Source organism: Stenotrophomonas sp. TWI587 (assembly GCF_039674145.1).
Classification (GTDB): Bacteria; Pseudomonadota; Gammaproteobacteria; order Xanthomonadales; family Xanthomonadaceae; genus Stenotrophomonas; species Stenotrophomonas maltophilia_AY.
The window spans coordinates 172889-191975 of record NZ_JBDJMW010000003.1 but is presented as its reverse complement, the minus strand read 5'-3'; the positions used below and the strand labels follow the sequence as shown (position 1 = coordinate 191975).

The following is a 19087-nucleotide window of genomic DNA, read 5'->3' as shown; positions in this document are numbered from 1 at the left end:
ACGCGCCCTGCCGCGAGGATAGTAGGATTGAACCGACCATCAGGAGGCACCGCGCATGGGCAGTTTCAGCATCTACCACTGGCTCGTCATTTTCGCAGTGATGCTTATCCCCGTCGCCATTGCTGCGGTGATAGTCGTCGTCGTGCGACGCCTTGGAAAACGTTCCGACACCTGAATTCTGCCCGCCGCCCGGTGTCAGAATAGGCGATTCTCCGCACGCTGCGGAGTGTGGCGGAAGAAAGCGAACATGGCAGAACGGACGAGCTCGAACGAATGGATCAGATGGGCGATGCTGCTCATCTTTGTTGCGATGCTGTTCGGCATTCCCAACAGCTCGCCGTGGTTTGGCCTGGTGTTCGTGTACCTGATTGCTGCCAGCATGTTCATCGTAGGCAGCATGCTGTGGACCGCACTGCGCAGCCAGCGGGCCGCGGCCGCACTGCGCCGCACGCCGCCCACGCGGGCCCTGCAGACGCGCGAGGTGAAAGCGTTGGAGTGGTTCGGCCAACCCGAGCGCATCGCCTGGCGGATGCCCCGCGGGAAGGCGATCGACCTTGTAGGGGCGACACAGGCCGCGGGCCGTCACCCGGTGGTGCGTACGCTTCGCGGACCGTATCGCGTGCTGGTGCGTGGCCAGCACCATGAGCGGCATGACTTCATTGGCGAGGTCGAGGTCCTGATGCTGCCGGGCGCTGATCGCTGCGTGCGCGCGGACAATGAAGCCGACGTGCTGCTGTGCGGGAAGTTCGCGGTGGTGCTTGCGTTGAATGGCGCGTGGCGGATTGACCAGGCACCATCGGTGTTGAGGTAAGGCATGCGCCCGCTGTGGTTCCGGCTGCCGTACCTGGCGACAGGGTGCCTCTGCCTGACCGCAGCGCTTGGCAACACTATGACGATCCCGCACAGTTCCCCGATGCGCCCAGGTCCCAACAAACCATGACACGCCTGCTCATCATTGAGGACAACCCCGAGTTGGTGGCCAACCTGTACGCATTCCTGGAGCCGCTGGGCTATGTGCTCGACGATGCACGCGATGGCGCTGCGGGCCTGCGCCTGGCAACCGGGAATGACTACGACGCCATCCTGCTGGATCTCATGCTGCCGCGGCTGGACGGCATGACGCTTTGCCACAGACTTCGTCAGGAATTCCAGAATCCCGTACCGGTGATCATGCTGACCGCGCGCGACCCAGTGGATGACCGCGTGCAGGGCTTTGCAATGGGCGCGGACGACTACCTGGTCAAGCCCTTCTCATTGATAGAACTTGATGCACGCATCCAGGCGCTGGTGCGCCGTGCCCAGGGCCGCAGCGTCCAAGGCACGCTGACCTGGCAGGACCTGCGGGTGGACACCCGTGCACCACAGGCGTGGCGGCAGGGCCAGACCATTACGCTGACCCCCAGCACCCATAAGCTGTTGGTGTGCCTGATGCGGGCCGCGCCCGGCGTGGTCAGGAAGCAGGAGATGGAATACCTCCTGTGGGGTGACCACCCGCCGGAAAGCGGTGCGTTGCGGACGCATATCCACGAGCTTCGGCAGCATGCGGACAAGAGTTTCACGTATCCGCTTATTGAGACGGTGCACGGCATCGGATGGCGCTTGAGTGCGCCAACGACGTCTGTCCCGGAATGACGACCCGAGGAGGGCAGTTGCCGTCATGAAAGCGCTCTACCGCCAGATGACGCTCAGAACGCGGATCACCGTGTCCTTCGTGCTGCTGATGGTGGCCGTCATGGGCTTCGTGGTCGCCGCCGAGCAGTTGGATTATGACGAGCTCAGGGCCTACGTCATCTCCAGAAGCCTGCACGACGAGATGGATCGCCTGCAGGGCAACCTTGCCGATGGCACGCCGCCGACGCTGTCTCCGGGCAGTGAACTCTTTGAAGCGCGAAACGTACCCGATGCCCTGCGCCCGTATGAACCGGGCTATTACAGCGCCGCCCCGCCCGACGTCTGGCACCTGCTGGTGTTCGACCTCGGCGGCCAACGCTATTACCTCCGCCAGGATGCCGAGCGGTATCAATATCTGGAGCACGTGATCGATGGCTATGCGCTCGTGGTCATGCTGTTGTGCATCCTCTGCGCGTTCTGGATCGGGCGACTGACGGCAGCGCGCGTCATCGCCCCCATCACCCTGCTGGCCGATGCGGTGCAGCGCGGGCAGACGCCGTTTCCCTTCCAGGAGGCGCGCGACGAGATCGGGGTGCTGGCGCGCGCCTTCGCACAGCACAGCGACGAGGCGGAGCAGTACCTGCAGCGTGAACGGTGCTTCGTTGGAGATGCCAGTCATGAACTGCGCACGCCCCTGGCCATTATTTCCGGCGCGGCCGAGACCATCGTTCACCAACTGCCCGAGGACAGCCACCTGAGGGCGAGCGGCGAGCGGATCGTTCGGACTACACAGGAAATGCAGCGCCAGCTGTCCTGCCTGTTGCTGCTCTCACGGGATCCACAGCGTCTTGCCAAGGAGAATGTACCGCTGCGTCCGTTGATCGAGGAATGCATGACGCGCTGCCAGCCCTGGCTGGCGGGCAAGCCGGTCGTCCTGCTGCTGGATGCACCGCAGGACGCCTTCATCCACACCAATGCCGAACTGGCGCGTAGCGTGCTCTGGAACCTGCTGCGCAACGCCTGCCAATACACCGACAAAGGCGAAATCCGCATCACCGTACGGGAGGCTACGCTGTCCATCGTCGACACTGGTCCAGGCCTGCCTCCCAGCATGGATCCTCAGCAGTTCCAACGCTTCGCGCCCAGCCTGCGCCAGAGCGGGGAAGGACTTGGCCTGTCGATCGTGCAACGGATCGTAGACCACCTGGGCTGGCACATGGCGGTGGAGAGTTCGGAGCACGGTTGCCGCTTTACGCTGGACATGTCCGGCACGGATGACCAACAACCCTAGACGCGCGCTGGCTTCGGCAACCAGCCACTTGCGCGCCAACTCCTGACAGCTTCCTGACACAGACCCTCCGATCCTGTGCAACCATCAATCCTCGCAGGAGAGTCAGATGCACTGGTCAGACCCGGACGGAGCCGGCAAGTATCGCCACGGCAGGACCGGATTCAACCGGATTGTCCACACGGTGATCCACTCGCGCGACGGGTTGCTCGCGACCGTGCGAGGCGAGGCCGCTTTTCGACAACTGCTGGTCCTGCATGGCGTCCTGATGGGAGGCACGTTTGTGCTCGACGTCAGCCCGGTGGAGCGTGCGCTGATGTTGGCCGTCAGCTTCATCAGCCTGATCGTGGAACTGCTCAACTCCGCCATCGAAGCCGTTGTTGATCGCATCTCGCTCGACCTCCACCCGCTGTCAAAGAATGCGAAGGACATGGGGAGTACCGCTCAGGCCACGGCCTTGTTGATGGTGGGCGCCATATGGGCGGTCGTCCTGCTTGGATAGAGCACCGAGGAACGCCTGGTTCTGCGCCTGACAACTTCCTGATACACGCATTCTGATACTGCGCGCACTTTTCATTCATTGGAAGAATGCGCGTGTTTCAGCGTCTTATGTTCGTGCGAATCAACCCGGTGCAGCTGACATGGATAGTCGCACTGTTCTTCACCACCCTCGGCAACGTTGCACTGTGGCAGGCGCTATGGGGGCACGCGGAACTCGACAGCGTGCGCGGCGTGCTGTTCTTCCTGAGCCTGCCGGTCTTTTTCTTCTGCCTGTTCAACCTGCTGCTCATGCCGGTGCTTGCGCTGCCCTACCTGCGCAAGCCGTTGCTGGCGTTGCTGGTGATCATCAGCGCCGCAAGCACCTACTTCATGGTGCACTACAACGTCCTGATCGATCGCAGCATGGTGCAGAACGTCTTCGAGACCAACCAGGCCGAGCTCGGGTCTTACTTCTCCGTCCCCTTGCTGCTCACCATCGTACTTCTGGGCGCGCTGCCAGCTGCGGCGATGATCTCGCTGCGCATCCGCAGCGGGCGCGTGCTGCAGACCGCCTCCTGGATGCTGATCAACGTGCTGGCGACCTTGGCGATCCTGACCGTGATATCCATGGTGTTCTACAAGGACTATGCCTCCCTGCTGCGCAATAACCGCGAGCTCAGGGACCAGGTACTGCCGGTCAACTTCGTGCGCCATGCCAACGGCTATCTCAAGCGCAAGTACATCGCAATGTCACGGCCACTGCAGCCCGTCGCCGAGGATGCCACCCGCCCGCCAACAAGCATGGGCAGGCGTCCGAGGCTGGTGATTACCGTGGTGGGCGAAACCGCGCGTGCGCAGAACTTCCAGCTCAACGGCTACCCGCGTGCCACCAATCCCGTGCTGTCAAAGCGAAGCGACATCATCGCCTTCAAGAACGTCTCATCCTGCGGCACGGCCACGGCCATCTCCCTTCCCTGCATGTTCTCCAGAATGACACGTACCCAGTACGATGACGTCCGCGCGGCGACGGAAGAAAACGTTCTGGATATCCTGAAGCGTACCGGCGTGAACATCCTCTGGCGCAACAACAATAATGGCGGCTGCAAAGGCGTGTGCGCGCGCGTGGCCACCGACGACATGCCGGCATTCAAGGTAGCCGGACAGTGTGTCAACAAGGACGGCACCTGCTACGACGAAGTGTTGCTGTATCAACTGAACGCACGCATCGACGCCATGCAGGGGGATGGCCTGATCGTACTCCACCAGCTGGGCAGCCACGGCCCAACCTACTTCGAGCGTTACCCTGCCGACGGCAACGTCTTCACCCCGACCTGCGATAGCAACCAGATCCAGAAGTGCACCAACGCGGCGCTGGCCAATACGTACGACAACACACTGGTCTACACCGACCGCGTGCTGGGCAGGACCATTGATCTGCTGCAGAGCTATTCGGAGCAGCGGGACGTGGCCATGATCTACGTCTCGGATCATGGCGAGTCGCTTGGCGAGCGCGGTATGTATCTCCACGGCACGCCTTACCTCATTGCGCCTCAGGAACAGACCCGCGTCCCGATGGTGATGTGGTTCTCGCCGGCGTTTGCGCACCATGCAAACCTCAACCTGGCCTGCCTGCGAAACCGTGCCGAGGGCACGGCGTACAGTCACGACAACGTTTACCACTCCTTGCTGGGGCTGTTCGATGTCCGCAGCCAGGTCTACCAGCGTGACCTGGACCTGTTTGCCGCGTGCCGCGCTTGACCCCGTGGGCGGGCGGTCACATTGACACGAGGCGCCCGCGGACGGGCGCGCTCAGGAGACATGCCTGACGTCGGTGCGGAGATCGTCCGTGCACTGCTCCCCGTCATCATCAGCGACCTGGCCCAGCGAACCAGCCGCTTCAATGTGACGCTCGGCGCGGTGTGTGCGGCCTTCGGGCTGGGCGCCGCAGTTGCAGGGGAGATGGGCTCGAACGTCTTACAGTGCTTCGGACAAGGTCAACACGTCGGCGGCAAACGTCGCATAGTCGTCGACGGCGAAATCGTGGCCCTCCTTGCGCGCGATCTGCCGTACCCCCACCAGGGATGTCTCTGGAACCACGACCAGATACTGGCCCATGTAACCCATGGCAGCGTAGGCGGCGACCGGCCCGCGCACCTGATCGAACAGGTCCGTGAGCTTGATGCTTCGGCTGGTGATTTCCCGGCCGTAGATGTCAGCCCACGCAGGCCCGAGGCTTTCTCCGAAAAACGCGAACAGCTCGCCCTTGCCGGCAAACCCGCGACTGCCCGCCTTCAACAGCCCAGCCGCCACGCCCGCATCGACGCCGTTGCGCGACAGAATCGATGCCGCGTCCGGCTTCAGCGTAAACCGCTCCCAGGCAGGAATTCTCCACCACAGCAGCCCCACGTCCTTCGAGCGGGCGCTTTCGGCGATGAGTTCAGCGACGAAGTCTTCTCCCAGCAGGCGACGCCCGTCTGGCGCGACACCCTTGTCCAGAATCAACCGGCCCAGTTTGGCCAGGTCGGCAGCGGACAGTGCCAGGCCGGCCATGCCGATCGGCGTGCCCGCCTCATCCTTGCGCCACGTGTAGTCCGTGATGCCCAGTGGCTGGAACAAGCCACTCTCGACGACGCGATCCATCGTCTTCCCCGAAGCGCGCTCGACGATGCCGGCGAGGAGGTTGGTCGCCTTGTTGTTGTAGGAGAACGTCGACCCGGGATCCGTTGACAGTTCAGCCGCCAATGCCAGCTTGACCAGATCCGGCGCACCTTCCAGTTCGATGCCTGCATTCGGCACATTCTGCAGGCCGGAGGTGTGATTGAGCAGCATCCGCACCGTGATGTGCTGCTTGCGCCCCTGTGCCCACTGTGGATAGATCGCGCTTACCGGCTGATCCAGCGATTCCAGCGCGCCACTGTGCAGCAGCAGCCCGATGGACAGTGCCACCACCGACTTGGTCGCCGACATCAGTTCGATCGGCTGCGCTGCAGCCGTGCTGCGGGTCTCGAGCAGTGTCTCTCCATCGCGCTGTATCAGCATCGCATCGGAGCGCGATGCCGCCGCCTTGGCCTTCAAATTGGCCAGGGCATCCTCCATCCCGCCGCTGGCAGCAAACGCGTTGCAGCACACCAGCCAGCTCAATGCCATCCACCAACATTTCAAGCGCATGCGCATTCCTCCGGAAACGGACACAGCGTAACTACAGCTGTAGTCATGAAGGAGTGGCAGAAGTCATGGGATGGGAGCTATGGCTGCGGCACTCACAGCGGCGAGGTGCGGTGGCCCATGGAGCGGTTGCTTGCCTGCGCGGTCGGCCTACGACAGCGCGCGTCTCTGGCTTGGGATGCGGCGAGGTGAGCGAAGTAGGTCGCAGGGATGCCGGTCACCAGAGACGCCGGTGTGGTGGGCCCACCAGGATTCGAACCTGGAACCAAAGGATTATGAGTCCTCTGCTCTAACCGTTGAGCTATAGGCCCTTGCGGCCGCACAGTGTAGTGGAGGCCCGCAGGCGCTTTCCACTGCACCCCTCACATCAGCCGAAACGCTGCCCCATCGCCTGCACCCGACGCGCATTCTCCGCAGCCAGCTCACGCAGCGCGTCCGAGTGCAGCAGCGCCGAGCCCGCCACGCGCTGCCAGTAGTCCACCGCCAGCGGCGCCGCCCATTGCAGGTGCGCGAGCTGGCCGCTGCGCTCCGGCGCGATGGAGGCGAGCGGCGTAGCTGCACGCAGCACCCCTGTGCGCGAGGGTGCCAGTGACATCGGCAACATGTCATACGCGGGCGCCAACGGCAGCGGGCCGCGGTCGACCAGGTGGAAACCCAGATTACCCTGATGCATATCGCTGTTGCCGATCAGCCGGCCGAAGGCGTGCAGCCTGCCCATGGCGGCCTGCGCGTCGCGATCGACCCAGCCCTGCGTCAGCAGCGCGTCGGCCGCCGTCCCCCAGTCCAGGGTCACGTCACCGACGAAGGCCGAAGACAGCGCCAGCAGCGAGACGAAGCCACGCCGGCCGAGCACGTCGACGGTACGGTCGAAGCGCTGCACCTCGAGGAACGTGTGCGTGTCGGTCTGGAGAATCTCGGACGCCGCCGCGTCCACCCCCGCGTCGCGCAGGCAATGCAGGGCGAGGTGCTCGCAGACCAGCAGGTCCGCCCAGCGTTCGGCAGCCTCGCCCGCAGTGGGCTGCGCGAACTTCACCAGCGCCGCATAGCGCCCTCCCTCGTGCTCCACCGTGGCAGTGAACTTCGGTTGCTCGCCACCCGGCGACGATCCGACGTCTTCGCCTTCCAGTGCCGCTGCGGCGCGCTCGGGATAACGACGTGCGCGCTGCCCGGTAGGGACGTGATCGCCAGGCGCATCAAGCGCGCGCAACGCCATCTGCACGGCATCGCCGCCAAGCAGGAGGTCACCGATCTCGGTGCCGCCTGCACGTACCAGAGCCTGCAGAGTGTCACCCAATTGCCATCGATTGAGGTCCTCGGGGATGCCCAGATCACGCCTGCGACGATGCGCGAACGTGCGCCCGAGGAAGCCCTGTGGGCGCAGGTCGTCCAGATACCACGGCAGCCCCGGGAAGTGGCCGTCGACGGTTTCGTCGGGCGAACGGGTCAGATTGGGACGTGCAGCAGGGGTCGCCACGTGGAAGGTCTCGCCCGTGAGTGCCACGACCGAGCCCAGTTCTTCAAGGGTGGCGTCTGGGCGCAGACGGTACAGCGGCCACTCGCTGCCCGCGGCGGTCTGCTGGCGGACGGCATAGGCCGTGGCGCGGGTGCGGCCAAGTCGCACCACGCGGTCCCCGGCCTCGGCGACCAGACGACTCAGGGTTGCCCGGGTGACCCCCAGGCGATCAATGAGATCGGCCGCCGATACCACCTCGCCAGCCGGCAGGCTGTCGAACAGCGTTTGGAGCTGGATGGTACGGGGACGGGCCATGGCCTGGATTTCGAGACGAATTAAGTTACGAACCTATACGCCAATCTTTAGCGAGCCGCAACCTCATGATATCTCTAAGCCGTTGATTAAAATAACATCGCATCGGCCACCAACAAAGACACAGCAGCAATTAAGTTACGAAACAAGAAACAAAAATAAAAAGCAACCTAGTGATTTCCCGCCCCCTCGAACAACCGCTCCATCCGCTGCGCCGCCGCCCGGCTCGAGTAGACGCCACCCGGGTTGACGGCGCCGATCACGCACTGCCCGTTGTCGGTGACGACCAACTCCGCTCCCTGCAGCGAGGCCCGCACTGCGCAGGGTTCCTCACCCAGGAACAGCTCATCGCCCATCGGCTCGGCGCTGCCGATCAGCGTGCCCTCGCCTTTATCGCCCGAGGGCAGCATGCGCAGATGCAGCGTGTCGCCTTCGGCCTGGATCTCCAGCACGCGTCCGGCACTGCCGTCCCACTGCCCCAGCCAACTGCTGAAGTCGGTGTCGGCCATGTGGCCGGTCTTCATGACACGCTGTTCCGGCGCCCAGCCCACCACTTCTTTGCCGGGTGGCAGAACCTGCACGCAGTAGTAGTCGTTCCAGCGGCTGCCGATCACCAGGCCACTGCCCGGTTCAACTTCATCGCCGCTGCGGCAGCCGTCCTGCGGCGTGTCCAGGCAGCCGGGGCGCTCAGCCATCAGGGCCACGTTGCCGGCATCCACGACGCGGCCGACGGTGAGGTCGGGCTGGGTCTGGAAGAAATCAGCTGCGTTGCAGGCAGGTTGTTGCAGCTCCGCGACCGCCCCAAAAAACAAACCCCGCTTGCGCGGGGTCTGTTGGTGTTTCATCGCGAACTGCCGGTATCGATCAATCGATATCCAGGAAGCTGCGCAGCTGCTCGGACCGGCTCGGGTGACGCAGCTTGCGCAGCGCCTTCGCTTCGATCTGGCGGATGCGCTCGCGGGTGACATCGAACTGCTTGCCGACTTCCTCGAGGGTGTGGTCGGTGTTCATGTCGATGCCGAAGCGCATGCGCAGCACCTTGGCTTCCCTCGGGGTGAGGCCGGCCAGCACGTCACGCACGGTTTCAGACAAGTTGATGTTGGTGGTGTTCTCGATCGGGGACTCCACGTTGGTGTCCTCGATGAAGTCGCCCAGATGGGAATCCTCGTCGTCGCCGATCGGGGTTTCCATCGAGATCGGCTCCTTGGCGATCTTCATCACCTTGCGGATCTTGTCTTCCGGCATGTCCATTTCCTTGGCCAGCTCCTCCGGCGTAGCCTCGCGGCCGTACTGCTGGAGCATCTGGCGGGAAATGCGGTTCAACTTGTTGATCGTTTCGATCATGTGCACCGGGATACGGATGGTGCGCGCCTGATCGGCGATCGAACGGGTGATGGCCTGGCGGATCCACCAGGTCGCATACGTGGAGAACTTGTAACCACGGCGGTATTCGAACTTGTCCACGGCCTTCATCAGGCCGATGTTGCCTTCCTGGATCAGATCGAGGAACTGCAGGCCGCGGTTGGTGTACTTCTTGGCGATCGAGATGACCAGGCGCAGGTTCGCTTCGACCATTTCCTTCTTGGCCTTGCGCGCGCGCGCTTCACCGTAGGCCATGGCGCGGCTGATTTCCTTCAGCTCGTCCAGTTCCAGCCAGGTGGTCTTCTCGATGTCGATCGTCGCCTGCTGTTCGGCGATGATCTGATCCTTCACGTCACGCAGGGCCGAGGACCACTTCTGCTTGCGCTTCAGTGCATCTTCCACCCACTCCAGGTTGGTCTGGTTGCCTTCCCACGAGCGGATGAAGTCCTTGCGCGGCATGCGCGCAGTCACGGTGGCCAGGTTCAGCACGCGGCGTTCGTGGGACTTGATCGAGGCCATGACGTCGCGCAGCTGCTTGACCAGCACATCGGTCAGCGGCAACGGCAGCTTCAGGGTCACGAACACGGCAGCCATGTCGTCGCGCAGCTTGGCCAGCGGCTTGCGGTCGCCCTTGGCAGCAGCCTTCTTGAACGCGGTGTACGCATCGCTCAGGGCCTGCATGCGGCGTGCGACTTCTTCCGGATCCGGACCGGTCGGGCCGGCCTCTTCCTCGACGTCGTCGCCGTCGTCGTCTTCATCGGCGTCGTCGTCAGCGTCTTCGCTGGTGTCTTCGGCCACGGCCGGGGCCGGGACTTCTTCGACCAGGTCGTTGAAGCCGACGATCACTTCGGCCAGGCGCTTCTTGCCTTCCTTGTGCGCGTCGTAGTCGGCCAGCAGCGATTCCACCGATACCGGGAAGGTACCGAGTGCAGCCTGGACCTGGCCCAGACCTTCTTCGATGCGCTTGGCGATGGCGATTTCGCCTTCGCGGGTCAGCAGCTCGACCGTACCCATTTCGCGCATGTACATGCGCACCGGGTCGGTGGTGCGGCCACCTTCGGTATCGAGCGCGCTCAGCGCGGCGGCGGCTTCTTCGGCCGCGGTGTCATCGACTTCGCGGTTGCCGGTGTTGCCATCGTTGAGCAACAGGGTTTCTGCATCGGGCGCAACTTCATGGACATCAATGCCCATGCCGTTGATCATGCCGATGATATCTTCGATCTGCTCCGGGTCGACAATGTCGTCGGGCAGGTGGTCATTGACTTCGGCGTAGGTCAGGTAGCCCTGTTCCAGGCCCTTGCTGATCAGAAGCTTGATGTCGTTTTGCTGGGCAGGACGTTCGTTGGCCATGTAGTGCTCGCGCCACCGGCTGGGAGAGGGAATAGAACCTACATTATACCAGCCCGGCGCCCCGCGTTCCCGGGCGGTGGTCCCGGGGGCTAGGGTCTGAGCAGGAAGGTCACCGGACCATCGTTGACCAGGCTGACAACCATATGGGCACCAAACTGGCCGGTTTCCACCCCCGGAGCGTGTTTTTGCCTGCAGATATCGACCAGTCGATTGAATCCGCGTTCAGCCTCCGCCGGCGGCGCGGCGGTACTGAAGCCCGGCCGCATCCCGCTGGATGTATCGGCCGCCAGGGTGAATTGGCTGACCAGCAGCAATCCGCCGCCGGTATCGCGCAGGGACCGGTTCATCTTTCCGGCCTCATCGCCAAACACACGGTAACCAAGCAGGCGATCGGCCATGCGGGTGATCTGGGCCTCGCCATCGCCCGGCTCCATGCCCACCAGGGCCAGCAGGCCGGGGCCGATCTGGCCGACGACCTCGTCTTCGACGCGGACGCTGGCTTCGCTGACGCGCTGGATCAGGACAAGCATGCACACGGCTCCGCAACTGAAGGCGGCCTACCTTAACGTGCCCGCGCGCCGACAGGCAGGCCGCCAGCGGCTAGACTTTGCGGTGATGAAACCGCACACCACTGCCCGCCTGGCCTACCGCGCCGCTGCCCTGTTCACCCGCCTGCCCTGGTCCTGGCTGCGTGCCTTCGCCAACGGGCTGGCCTGGCTGTGGATACGTCTCAATGCCCGTGAGAGCCGCGTCACCCGCCGCAACCTCGAGCTGGCCTACCCCGAACTGAGCGACGCCGAACGTGCGGTGCTGCATCGGAACGTGCTGCGCTCCACCGCGCTGCAGGCCATCGAGACCCTGCGCCTGTGGACCCAGCCGCGCGATCGCAACCTGGCCCGGCTCACCGAGCGCCACGGCGAGGCGCTGTACGACGCCGCCCTGGCCGCCGGCAAGGGCGTGATCGTGGCTGCCCCGCATTACGGGAACTGGGAGCTGCTCAATCAGTGGCTGGCCTCGCGCGGGCCGATCGCGATCGTCTACAAGGCGCCGGATGAGGAAGTGGGCGATGCCTTCCTGCAGCTGGTCCGCGGCGGCGACAACGTGCAGCAGGTGCGCGCCGAGGGCCCGGCCGTGCGCCAGCTGTTCAAGGTGCTCAAGGACGGCGGCGCCACCGGCATCCTGCCCGACCAGCAGCCCAAGGCCGGCGACGGCGTGTTCGCCCCCTTCTTCGGCGTGGAGGCGCTGACCATGACCCTGGTCAACCGGCTGGCCGAGCGCACCGGCGCGACCGTGCTGTACGGCTGGTGCGAGCGGATCGGCCCGGGCATGGAGTTCGCCCTGCATATTGAAGCGACCCCGCCCGGCGTGGCCGATCCGGACCCGCGTACCGCCGCCAGCGTCCTCAACGCCGGCATCGAACGCATCGCCCGGCGCGATCCGGCGCAGTACCAGTGGACCTACAAGCGCTATACGCTGCGCCCACCGCAGAGCGGCGAGGACGATCCCTATGCCACCGAGGACCATCCGCACTGACTGCGACGCAGCGTCGCGCCCCTGGTGCGATTGAATCGCCGCGATCCGTCCCCACTGTGGAAACCACGATGTCCCCCACGGCCCCTGCCATGTCCCCTGCTTCTTCCCTGTTCGGCGATCCGGCCGCGATCCGCTGCGAGCGCGCGGTGGCCGAACTGCGTGCCGGTCGCCCGGTGGTGATCGACGATGGCCACGGCCAGCGCTTGGCCTTCATCGCATTGGACAGCAGCACCCGCACTAGTTTCACCGCCTTCGCCTCGGCCGCGGAAGAGCGCCACTACCTGTTCCTCACCGCCACCCGCGCCCGCGTGCTCGGCGTCAGTGCCGAACGTGGCGCGCGCGTGCCGCTGGCCGGGATCGACTTCGATGCCCTGCCCTCGCTCAGCTACCTGCGCGATCCGGGCGCGATGCCGCCGGGCTGGACCGGTGGCGAGGCGCTGGATGATGGCGCCGTGGAGATTGCCCGCCTCGGCCTGCTGCTGCCGGCGATGGTCGGGGTGCTGTTGAACGCCGATGACCGACGCTTTGATGGCTGCGCACAGGTCTCGCTGTGCGACCTGAGCCAGGGTGCCGAGCAGGCCGCGCACGCGTATGAGCTGGTGGCCCGCTCGCCGGTGCCGCTGCGCGAGGTCGGCATGACCGAATTCGCGGTGTTCCGCGGCGGCGTGGCCCAGCGCGACCAGGTCGCGATCATCGTCGGCACCCCGGATCTGTCGGCCGTGGTGCCGGTGCGGGTGCATTCCTCCTGCCTGACCGGGGATCTGTTCGGTTCGCTCAAATGCGACTGCGGCGACCAATTGCGGCGCGGCCTGCGCAAGCTCAAGGAGCTCGGCGGCGGCGTGCTGCTGTATCTGGACCAGGAAGGCCGTGGTACCGGCATCGCCGCGAAGATGCGCGCCTACGGCTACCAGCACGATGGCCTGGACACGATCGACGCCGATGCCCAGCTCGGCTTCGGTGCCGATGAGCGCCGCTACGGCAGTGCGGTGGCGATGCTGCAAGGGCTGGGCGTAACCCGTGTGCAGCTGCTCAGCAACAACCCTACCAAGGCCCAGCGCCTGCGCAATGCCGGCATCGATGTCGTGGAGTGCGTGCCGGTTACCGGCGACATCACCGCCGAGAACGAGCAGTACCTGCGTACCAAGGCCGAACGCGCGGGCCACCTGCTCGATGTGGACGCACTGATCCAGGCCGCGCAATAGCCCACGGCAACCTGCTACCGTCTGCGCCACGGGCGGTTGCACCTGTACGCATGCGCCCGGCCCGTTTCCCAGCCGAGCGCCCTGCCTTGTCCGAACTCCTCGACACTCCCATGCCGCCGCCCCTGCCGCCATTGCCGGCCGCCCCCGACTGGCAGGCGATGCCGCTGCGTTCGGCCTCACTGGCCGCGTTTGGCGGTGCGATCGCAGGCGCGCTCCTGCTCGGCGGCGTGCTCGGCGTGCTGTGGGTGGTGTTCGATCTGCCGGGACGCTGGTGGGGTGCGGCCGGCATGCTCGTGATCGGCGCGCTGGTCGGTGCCGCACTCGCCTTCCGTCGTCAGCGCCGCACCTATTGGCGGCTCGACGCGCAAGGCCTCGGCTTGCGCCGTGACCTGCTCTGGCAGAACGAAACCCGCGTGCCGACTTCGCGCGTGCAGCACCTGGATCTGCGCCGTGGCCCGATGGAACGCAGCGCGGGATTGAGCACGCTGGTCGTGCATACCGCCGGCAGCCGCTTCAGCGCCGTCACGCTCAGCGGCCTGGACAGCGCCGATGCCGAACACCTGCGCGACACCCTCGCGCACCAGCTGGACCAGGACGACGACGCGCTGTGAGTACCCCGCCGCCGCTTGACGCCGCGCCGGAGCAGCGGCTGCATCCCTGGTCATGGCTGTTCGTGCTGCTGATGCAGCTGCGCCAAGGCTTGGTGCCCCTGATCGCGCTGGTGGTGTTCGGCCAGCGCGGCGATCGCGATGAGCTGTGGCTGTCACTCGGCCCGGTGATCGCGGTGGTGGCGCTGGTGGCGTTCTCGGTCCTGCAGTACCTCACCTATCGCTACCGGATCGGAACCACCGCGATCACCGTGCGAAGTGGTGTGTTCGCGCGCAATCGGCGCGAGATCCCCTTCGCGCGCATCCACAACGTGGTGGTCCATCAGAACCCGCTGCATCGCCTGTTCGGCGTGGCCGAGCTGAAGCTGGAATCGGCCGGTGGGAATCGCCCCGAGGCGGAGATGCGGGTCCTCAAGCTCGACCAGGCCCTCGCACTGGAGCGCCTGGTGCGCCAGCGCGGCCAAGCCGCGCCGGTCACGGCCGAGGGTGAGGCGCCCATCACCGAGCCTGCCGAAGACGTGCTGCTCGCCTTGAGCCCCGGCGAGGTGGTGCGTATCGGCCTGCTCTCCAACCGCGGCTGGGTCGTGGTGGTGGCGGTGCTGGGCGCGATGGTGCAGTTGTTTCCGCGCGGGAGCGTCTCCGATGTGATCGAAGCCGGCGGCCGCCAGGCCTTCGGCTATGCCAGCCACCTGCACCCCGGGATGTGGCTGTGGGCGATGGCCGCCGTGGTCGCCGTGGTGGGCTTCTGGGTCATGCTGCGGGTGTTGTCGGTGGTGCTCGCGCTGCTGCGTTACTACGGCTTCCGGCTCAGTGAGCACGAGCGCCGGCTGACCGTGGCCAGCGGCTTGCTGACCCGCATGCGCACCAGTGTGGCGCGGCGCCGTATCCAGGCGTGGACGTTGCGCGAGAGCGCGCTGCAGCGCTGGTTCCAGCGCCGGCAACTGCGTATCGATATCGCTGCCGGCAACCCCGGCGAAGGCGAGCGCCGCGACCTGCGCGAGCTCGCACCGCTGGCCACGCCGGCCGTGTGCGATGGGCTGGTCCAGCATCTGCTGCCGCACCTGCAGTGGCCGCCAGCGCGCTGGCAGCCGGTCCAGATGCACGGCTGGTGGCGACTGTGCCTGGGCGCGCTGTGCATCGTGCCGCTGCTGACCGCAGGCGCGATCTGGTACGGCGGCCCGTGGGGCGCGGTGTTGCTGCTGTGGTTGCCGTGGTCGGCGTTCCGCGCGCATCGGCAGATGGCCCGCATCGGCTATCACTTGGATGACGACTACGTCGCCGTGCGCGGTGGCTGGTGGCAGCGCTGGTGGCGCTTTGCCGAGCTGGACAAGTTGCAGGCACTGCGCCTGACCCGCTCGCCGCTGGACCGCCGGCTGGGCACCGCCAGCGTGTGGCTGGATACCGCGGGGGCAAGCCTGGGCACGCCGCTGGTGCTGCAGTACCTGCCGGAGGCGGAGGCGCGTGCGGTGTACGAACAGTTGGGCCGCGCGTTGGCGAAGCGTCGCCTGCGCTGGTAGGAGAGCGCCTTACCGCTTGGCCGGCCCCCAATACCCGAGATCCTTGCGGATCTGCAGACCGCGCGTCCACGCACCGAACGGCTTGCGCTTGAGCGTGCCGAGTTCACCGGACAGAAAGTCCTCGGTCGCCGCGATCACCCGCTCGGAGGAGTACCCATCGCGGAACGGGTGGATGGTATCGGCGTAGCGGCGGATCTCGGCCATCAACGCCGGGGCGGGATTCAACGCCTGAGCCAGCATCGTCGGCAACTGGGGGGCATCGTCGAAATCGATCATGTGCGGCTGCGGAACCCGGTTGCGGAAGGTCACCACCGGTTTGTGCTGCACGATGAACTCGGAGACGATCGAGGAGGTGTCCGAGACCAGCACATCGGCGGCGCGCTGCGCGGCCATCACCTGTTCCGGCTCAATGAAGCGCGCATTCGCGCCGGCCAGCGCGCGGTAGCGCTCGAACAGCTCCGGAGCGCATTTGGGGTGCAGGGTCAGCAGCCAATAGTGCTCGCCGCGGGCGATATCGGCCGCGATCTGCTCGTACAGGTGCGGCGCGGCGCTCAGCCGCTCGGTGAAGGTCGAGCCGAACAGGATCACCGGGCGGTCCTGTGCAGGCACGCGCAATCCCGCGCTAAAGCCACCGTCATCGCGGAACAGCGGGTCCAGCTTGGGCCAACCGGTCTCGGCCACGGCGAAGTGACCCTCGCGCGCGGCCAGCTCGCGGAACGGGGTGGTCGTGGCCGGGCCCTGCGTGCAGTACAGGTCGAACAGGCCACGCACCCGGAAGTGGCCGCGGGCGCTGTCGCGCTTCTGCACATTGAAGCCGTGGAAGACCTGCACCTTGGCCCCGGCAATGAACGGCGGCACCCAGTTGGCGGCGCTGAACACCGCGCGCGGGCGCAGTGCCAGCGCGTCTTTCAGGCCCACATTGGGCACGCCGGGCAGCGACGCGCCGGCGGCGCCATCGGCGAACCAGGCCGACACCGATTGACCGGATGCGTGCAACGCCTGCGCCAGAGGGGCGAGAATGGGCAGCGCATAACGCTCCGTCGCAAACAGCAGGTACTCGGCCATCATGTCCTCCTCGACCGCTCCCACTGAACGGCCTCGCATTTCGGCCTGCATTATCGCGTTCAATGAAGCCGACCGCATCGGCGACTGTCTGGCCTCGCTGGCCTTCTGCGACGAAATCGTCGTGGTGGACTCGCAGTCCACCGATGCGACCGTGTCGATCGCGACGGCCGCCGGCGCCCGGGTACTACAACGCCCTTTCGATGGTTTCCGCAGCCAGAAGGCGTTCTGCGTCGAGCAGGCCACGCATGACTGGGTGCTGTGCCTGGACGCGGATGAGCGCATCAGCGATGCCCTGCGTGAGGCGATTCTGTCCGCCCAGGCCAACGGTTTCGCCGGCCACCACGGCTACCGGTTCGCGCGGCTTTCCGAGTACTTCGGCAAGTTCCTGAAGCATGGCAACGCCTACCCGGACCGGGTGCTGCGCCTGTTCGACCGCCGCCAGGGCGGTTGGCGCGGCAAGCGCGAGATCCATGAGGCGGCCAGTGTCGATGGCGCGGTCGGCACCCTGCGTGGCGATCTGATCCATTACCCCTACCGTTCGCTGGAGCAGCAGCTCCTCAAGACCCAGCGCTACGCGCGGATGATGGCCGAGCACGAGTTCGCACGCGGCAAGCGCGCCACCTTGCCCAAGCTGATCCTGGCCCCGGCGTGGCGGTTCTGGCGTGGACTGCTGCTGCGCGGCGGCTTCCGCGATGGCTGGCACGGGCTGGTCTATGCCTATGTCCGCGCCAACTACGTGCGCCAGAAGACCATCATGCTGTGGATGCTGCAGAACGGGCAGCCGGTCACCGACCCACCGCGGGATCAGCGCGGCGGCTGAGCCCTGGCCCGCGCCACCGCCAGACGACGCGTATGGCCCTGGACGATGGACAGCCCGGCCAGCAGGCCGACGATGGTGACGTAGAAGCTGGCCGTGATCTGGTGCGCGAACATCGACTGGGTGATCCCGCACAGCACATAGGTCACCACCACCATGATCCCGGCGGCGGCCGGGCCACGGAAGGTCTGCTCGCCGCTGCGCCGGTGCAGGCCGGTGAACACCCACAGCGGTACGCCGTAGATGGCCAGCAGCAACAGCAGGCCCGGTGCGCCCTGGGTCGCGGCCCACTCGGCCAGATCGTTGTGCGCGTGGCCCAGATGGCAGCGCAGCTCGCTGGGATCGTCCCGGCAGACCGGCAGCCGCTGCATCGCGCTGTCGAAATGGCCGATGCCCACGCCGGTCAACGGGTGGTCCAGGAAGGTCTCATAGGCCACCTGCAACCGCTCCACGCGCGCACCGGCCGAGGAATCGCTGTCACCGCGCTCCATCCGTACCACGTCGTGCTTGAGCTCGGTCAGCCGGACCTGCTCGCGCAGGCTGGGAATGGTCAGGGTCAAGGTGCCGGCAATCGCCACCAGGGCCAGCAGAACGCCCAGGCGCGCGGGCCCGGTTCGCCAGCGCAGGCTCATTGCCATCACCACCAGCAACGCCAGCAACGCCAGCCAGACACCCCGGCTGCCGCTGAGCACGATGGTCACGCAGCCGGCCACCATGCCCGCGATCACCCAGGTCCAGCGCTGGTGCGGCCGGCAGAACACCAGCAGCACCATCAGCACCAGCACGATGTCGGCCAGCACGATGGCGTTGGTATTCAGGTCGGCACGCGGTGCGCCGCCGGCGACCTGCAGGATCGACAGCACCATCGTGCCGATCAGGCCGGCCAGCGCGCCTGCCCACAGCCACCGGATGTCCGGGCGCAATGCGCACACCCACAGCGCGATCCAGGGGATCACCACGAACCGCGAGCGGTTGTCGATATCACGCAGCCCCTGCTCGAACAGGTACATCGACAGCAGCGCGAAGCCGATCGCCGCCAGCATCAACCAGGTCAACACCTTCACGGGGCGCCCCGCCACGCCCCGCGCGCGCCACAGGTAGTCCGGCGCCAGCAGCGTGCTCAGCAGCAACAGGATCCCGTAGGGCAGCAGGTTCTGAGGCAGCGTCAACACCAGCGCCGGCATGCAGAACAGGCCGACGGTGGCGATCCAATGGGCCACGCCGGCACGTCCCTGCAGCGGCGGCAGGGAGACAGGCGCAGCCGGCTCGGATGCAGGGGAGAACGTCATTGCCAACCTCGATTACCACACGCAGCAGTGCAGAG

At 65.8% G+C, this 19087-nt stretch carries 17 protein-coding genes and 1 tRNA gene; 10 read left to right on the top strand and 8 right to left on the bottom strand.

Annotation, left to right across the window (positions count from 1 at the left end; genetic code table 11):
* The first annotated feature begins 226 nt into the window (after positions 1 to 226).
* The 5 genes from ABE464_RS06515 (at position 227) to ABE464_RS06495 (ending at position 5137) form a co-directional block, all read left to right on the top strand.
* Positions 227 to 811 (top strand): hypothetical protein, encoded by a 585-nt coding sequence (locus tag ABE464_RS06515; protein ID WP_346471273.1) that lies wholly within the window; start codon positions 227 to 229, stop codon positions 809 to 811.
* A gap of 125 nt (positions 812 to 936) precedes the next feature.
* The gene (locus ABE464_RS06510) at positions 937 to 1632 is read left to right on the top strand and encodes a response regulator transcription factor (protein ID WP_346471272.1); all 696 of its coding nucleotides are present in this window, start codon (positions 937 to 939) and stop codon (positions 1630 to 1632) included.
* 25 nt (positions 1633 to 1657) lie between these two features.
* Positions 1658 to 2902 (top strand): HAMP domain-containing sensor histidine kinase, encoded by a 1245-nt coding sequence (locus ABE464_RS06505; RefSeq protein ID WP_346471271.1) that lies wholly within the window; start codon positions 1658 to 1660, stop codon positions 2900 to 2902.
* 106 nt (positions 2903 to 3008) lie between these two features.
* Positions 3009 to 3401: a diacylglycerol kinase gene (locus tag ABE464_RS06500; RefSeq protein WP_346471270.1), complete on the top strand. Its 393-nt coding sequence runs from the start codon at positions 3009 to 3011 to the stop codon at positions 3399 to 3401.
* Positions 3402 to 3487: 86 nt separating this feature from the next.
* Positions 3488 to 5137 carry a phosphoethanolamine--lipid A transferase gene (locus ABE464_RS06495; protein WP_346471269.1) on the top strand — a complete coding sequence of 550 codons (1650 nt, stop codon included), beginning with the start codon at positions 3488 to 3490 and terminating at the stop codon, positions 5135 to 5137.
* 216 nt (positions 5138 to 5353) lie between these two features.
* Here the strand turns inward: ABE464_RS06495 and ABE464_RS06490 are convergent, their stop codons facing one another.
* From ABE464_RS06490 to dtd, 6 genes are all read right to left on the bottom strand, one after another.
* Positions 5354 to 6526: a serine hydrolase domain-containing protein gene (locus ABE464_RS06490; protein ID WP_346471268.1), complete on the bottom strand. Its 1173-nt coding sequence runs from the start codon at positions 6524 to 6526 to the stop codon at positions 5354 to 5356.
* 253 nt (positions 6527 to 6779) lie between these two features.
* Positions 6780 to 6855, bottom strand: a tRNA-Ile gene (locus ABE464_RS06485).
* Between the two features lie 56 nt (positions 6856 to 6911).
* A complete protein-coding gene (yjjJ, locus tag ABE464_RS06480) occupies positions 6912 to 8312 on the bottom strand; it encodes a type II toxin-antitoxin system HipA family toxin YjjJ (RefSeq protein ID WP_346471267.1) in 1401 nt (466 codons plus the stop codon).
* 167 nt (positions 8313 to 8479) lie between these two features.
* Complete coding sequence (locus ABE464_RS06475) at positions 8480 to 9154, bottom strand: hypothetical protein (RefSeq protein ID WP_346471266.1); 675 nt, start codon at positions 9152 to 9154, stop codon at positions 8480 to 8482.
* Between the two features lie 19 nt (positions 9155 to 9173).
* Positions 9174 to 11021, bottom strand: coding sequence for an RNA polymerase sigma factor RpoD (gene rpoD / locus ABE464_RS06470; protein WP_088433679.1), 1848 nt, complete (start codon positions 11019 to 11021; stop codon positions 9174 to 9176).
* 89 nt (positions 11022 to 11110) lie between these two features.
* Complete coding sequence (gene dtd, locus ABE464_RS06465) at positions 11111 to 11551, bottom strand: D-aminoacyl-tRNA deacylase (RefSeq protein ID WP_346471265.1); 441 nt, start codon at positions 11549 to 11551, stop codon at positions 11111 to 11113.
* 85 nt (positions 11552 to 11636) lie between these two features.
* Between dtd and ABE464_RS06460 the strand changes: the two genes are divergently transcribed.
* The 4 genes from ABE464_RS06460 (at position 11637) to ABE464_RS06445 (ending at position 15881) form a co-directional block, all read left to right on the top strand.
* Entirely contained in the window at positions 11637 to 12554 is a 918-nt protein-coding gene (locus tag ABE464_RS06460) for a lauroyl acyltransferase (protein ID WP_346471264.1), read from the top strand.
* A 68-nt stretch (positions 12555 to 12622) separates the two neighbouring features.
* Positions 12623 to 13756: a GTP cyclohydrolase II RibA gene (gene ribA / locus ABE464_RS06455; protein ID WP_346471263.1), complete on the top strand. Its 1134-nt coding sequence runs from the start codon at positions 12623 to 12625 to the stop codon at positions 13754 to 13756.
* Between the two features lie 110 nt (positions 13757 to 13866).
* Positions 13867 to 14367, top strand: a complete 501-nt coding sequence (locus ABE464_RS06450) for a PH domain-containing protein (RefSeq protein ID WP_346471262.1) — start codon at positions 13867 to 13869, stop codon at positions 14365 to 14367.
* Complete coding sequence (locus ABE464_RS06445; protein ID WP_346471261.1) at positions 14364 to 15881, top strand: PH domain-containing protein; 1518 nt, start codon at positions 14364 to 14366, stop codon at positions 15879 to 15881. The genes ABE464_RS06450 and ABE464_RS06445 overlap by 4 nt, the downstream gene beginning before the upstream one ends.
* Positions 15882 to 15890: 9 nt before the next feature.
* Here the strand turns inward: ABE464_RS06445 and ABE464_RS06440 are convergent, their stop codons facing one another.
* Entirely contained in the window at positions 15891 to 16949 is a 1059-nt protein-coding gene (locus ABE464_RS06440; RefSeq protein WP_346471437.1) for a CDP-glycerol glycerophosphotransferase family protein, read from the bottom strand.
* Between ABE464_RS06440 and ABE464_RS06435 the strand changes: the two genes are divergently transcribed.
* On the top strand, positions 16948 to 17766 hold the full coding sequence (locus tag ABE464_RS06435) for a glycosyltransferase family 2 protein (protein ID WP_346471260.1): 819 nt from the start codon (positions 16948 to 16950) through the stop codon (positions 17764 to 17766). The genes ABE464_RS06440 and ABE464_RS06435 overlap by 2 nt on opposite strands.
* Here ABE464_RS06435 and ABE464_RS06430 read toward each other — a convergent pair.
* Positions 17751 to 19052 (bottom strand): O-antigen ligase, encoded by a 1302-nt coding sequence (locus ABE464_RS06430; RefSeq protein WP_346471259.1) that lies wholly within the window; start codon positions 19050 to 19052, stop codon positions 17751 to 17753. The two genes, ABE464_RS06435 and ABE464_RS06430, sit on opposite strands and share 16 nt — an antisense overlap.
* Positions 19053 to 19087 lie beyond the last annotated feature (35 nt).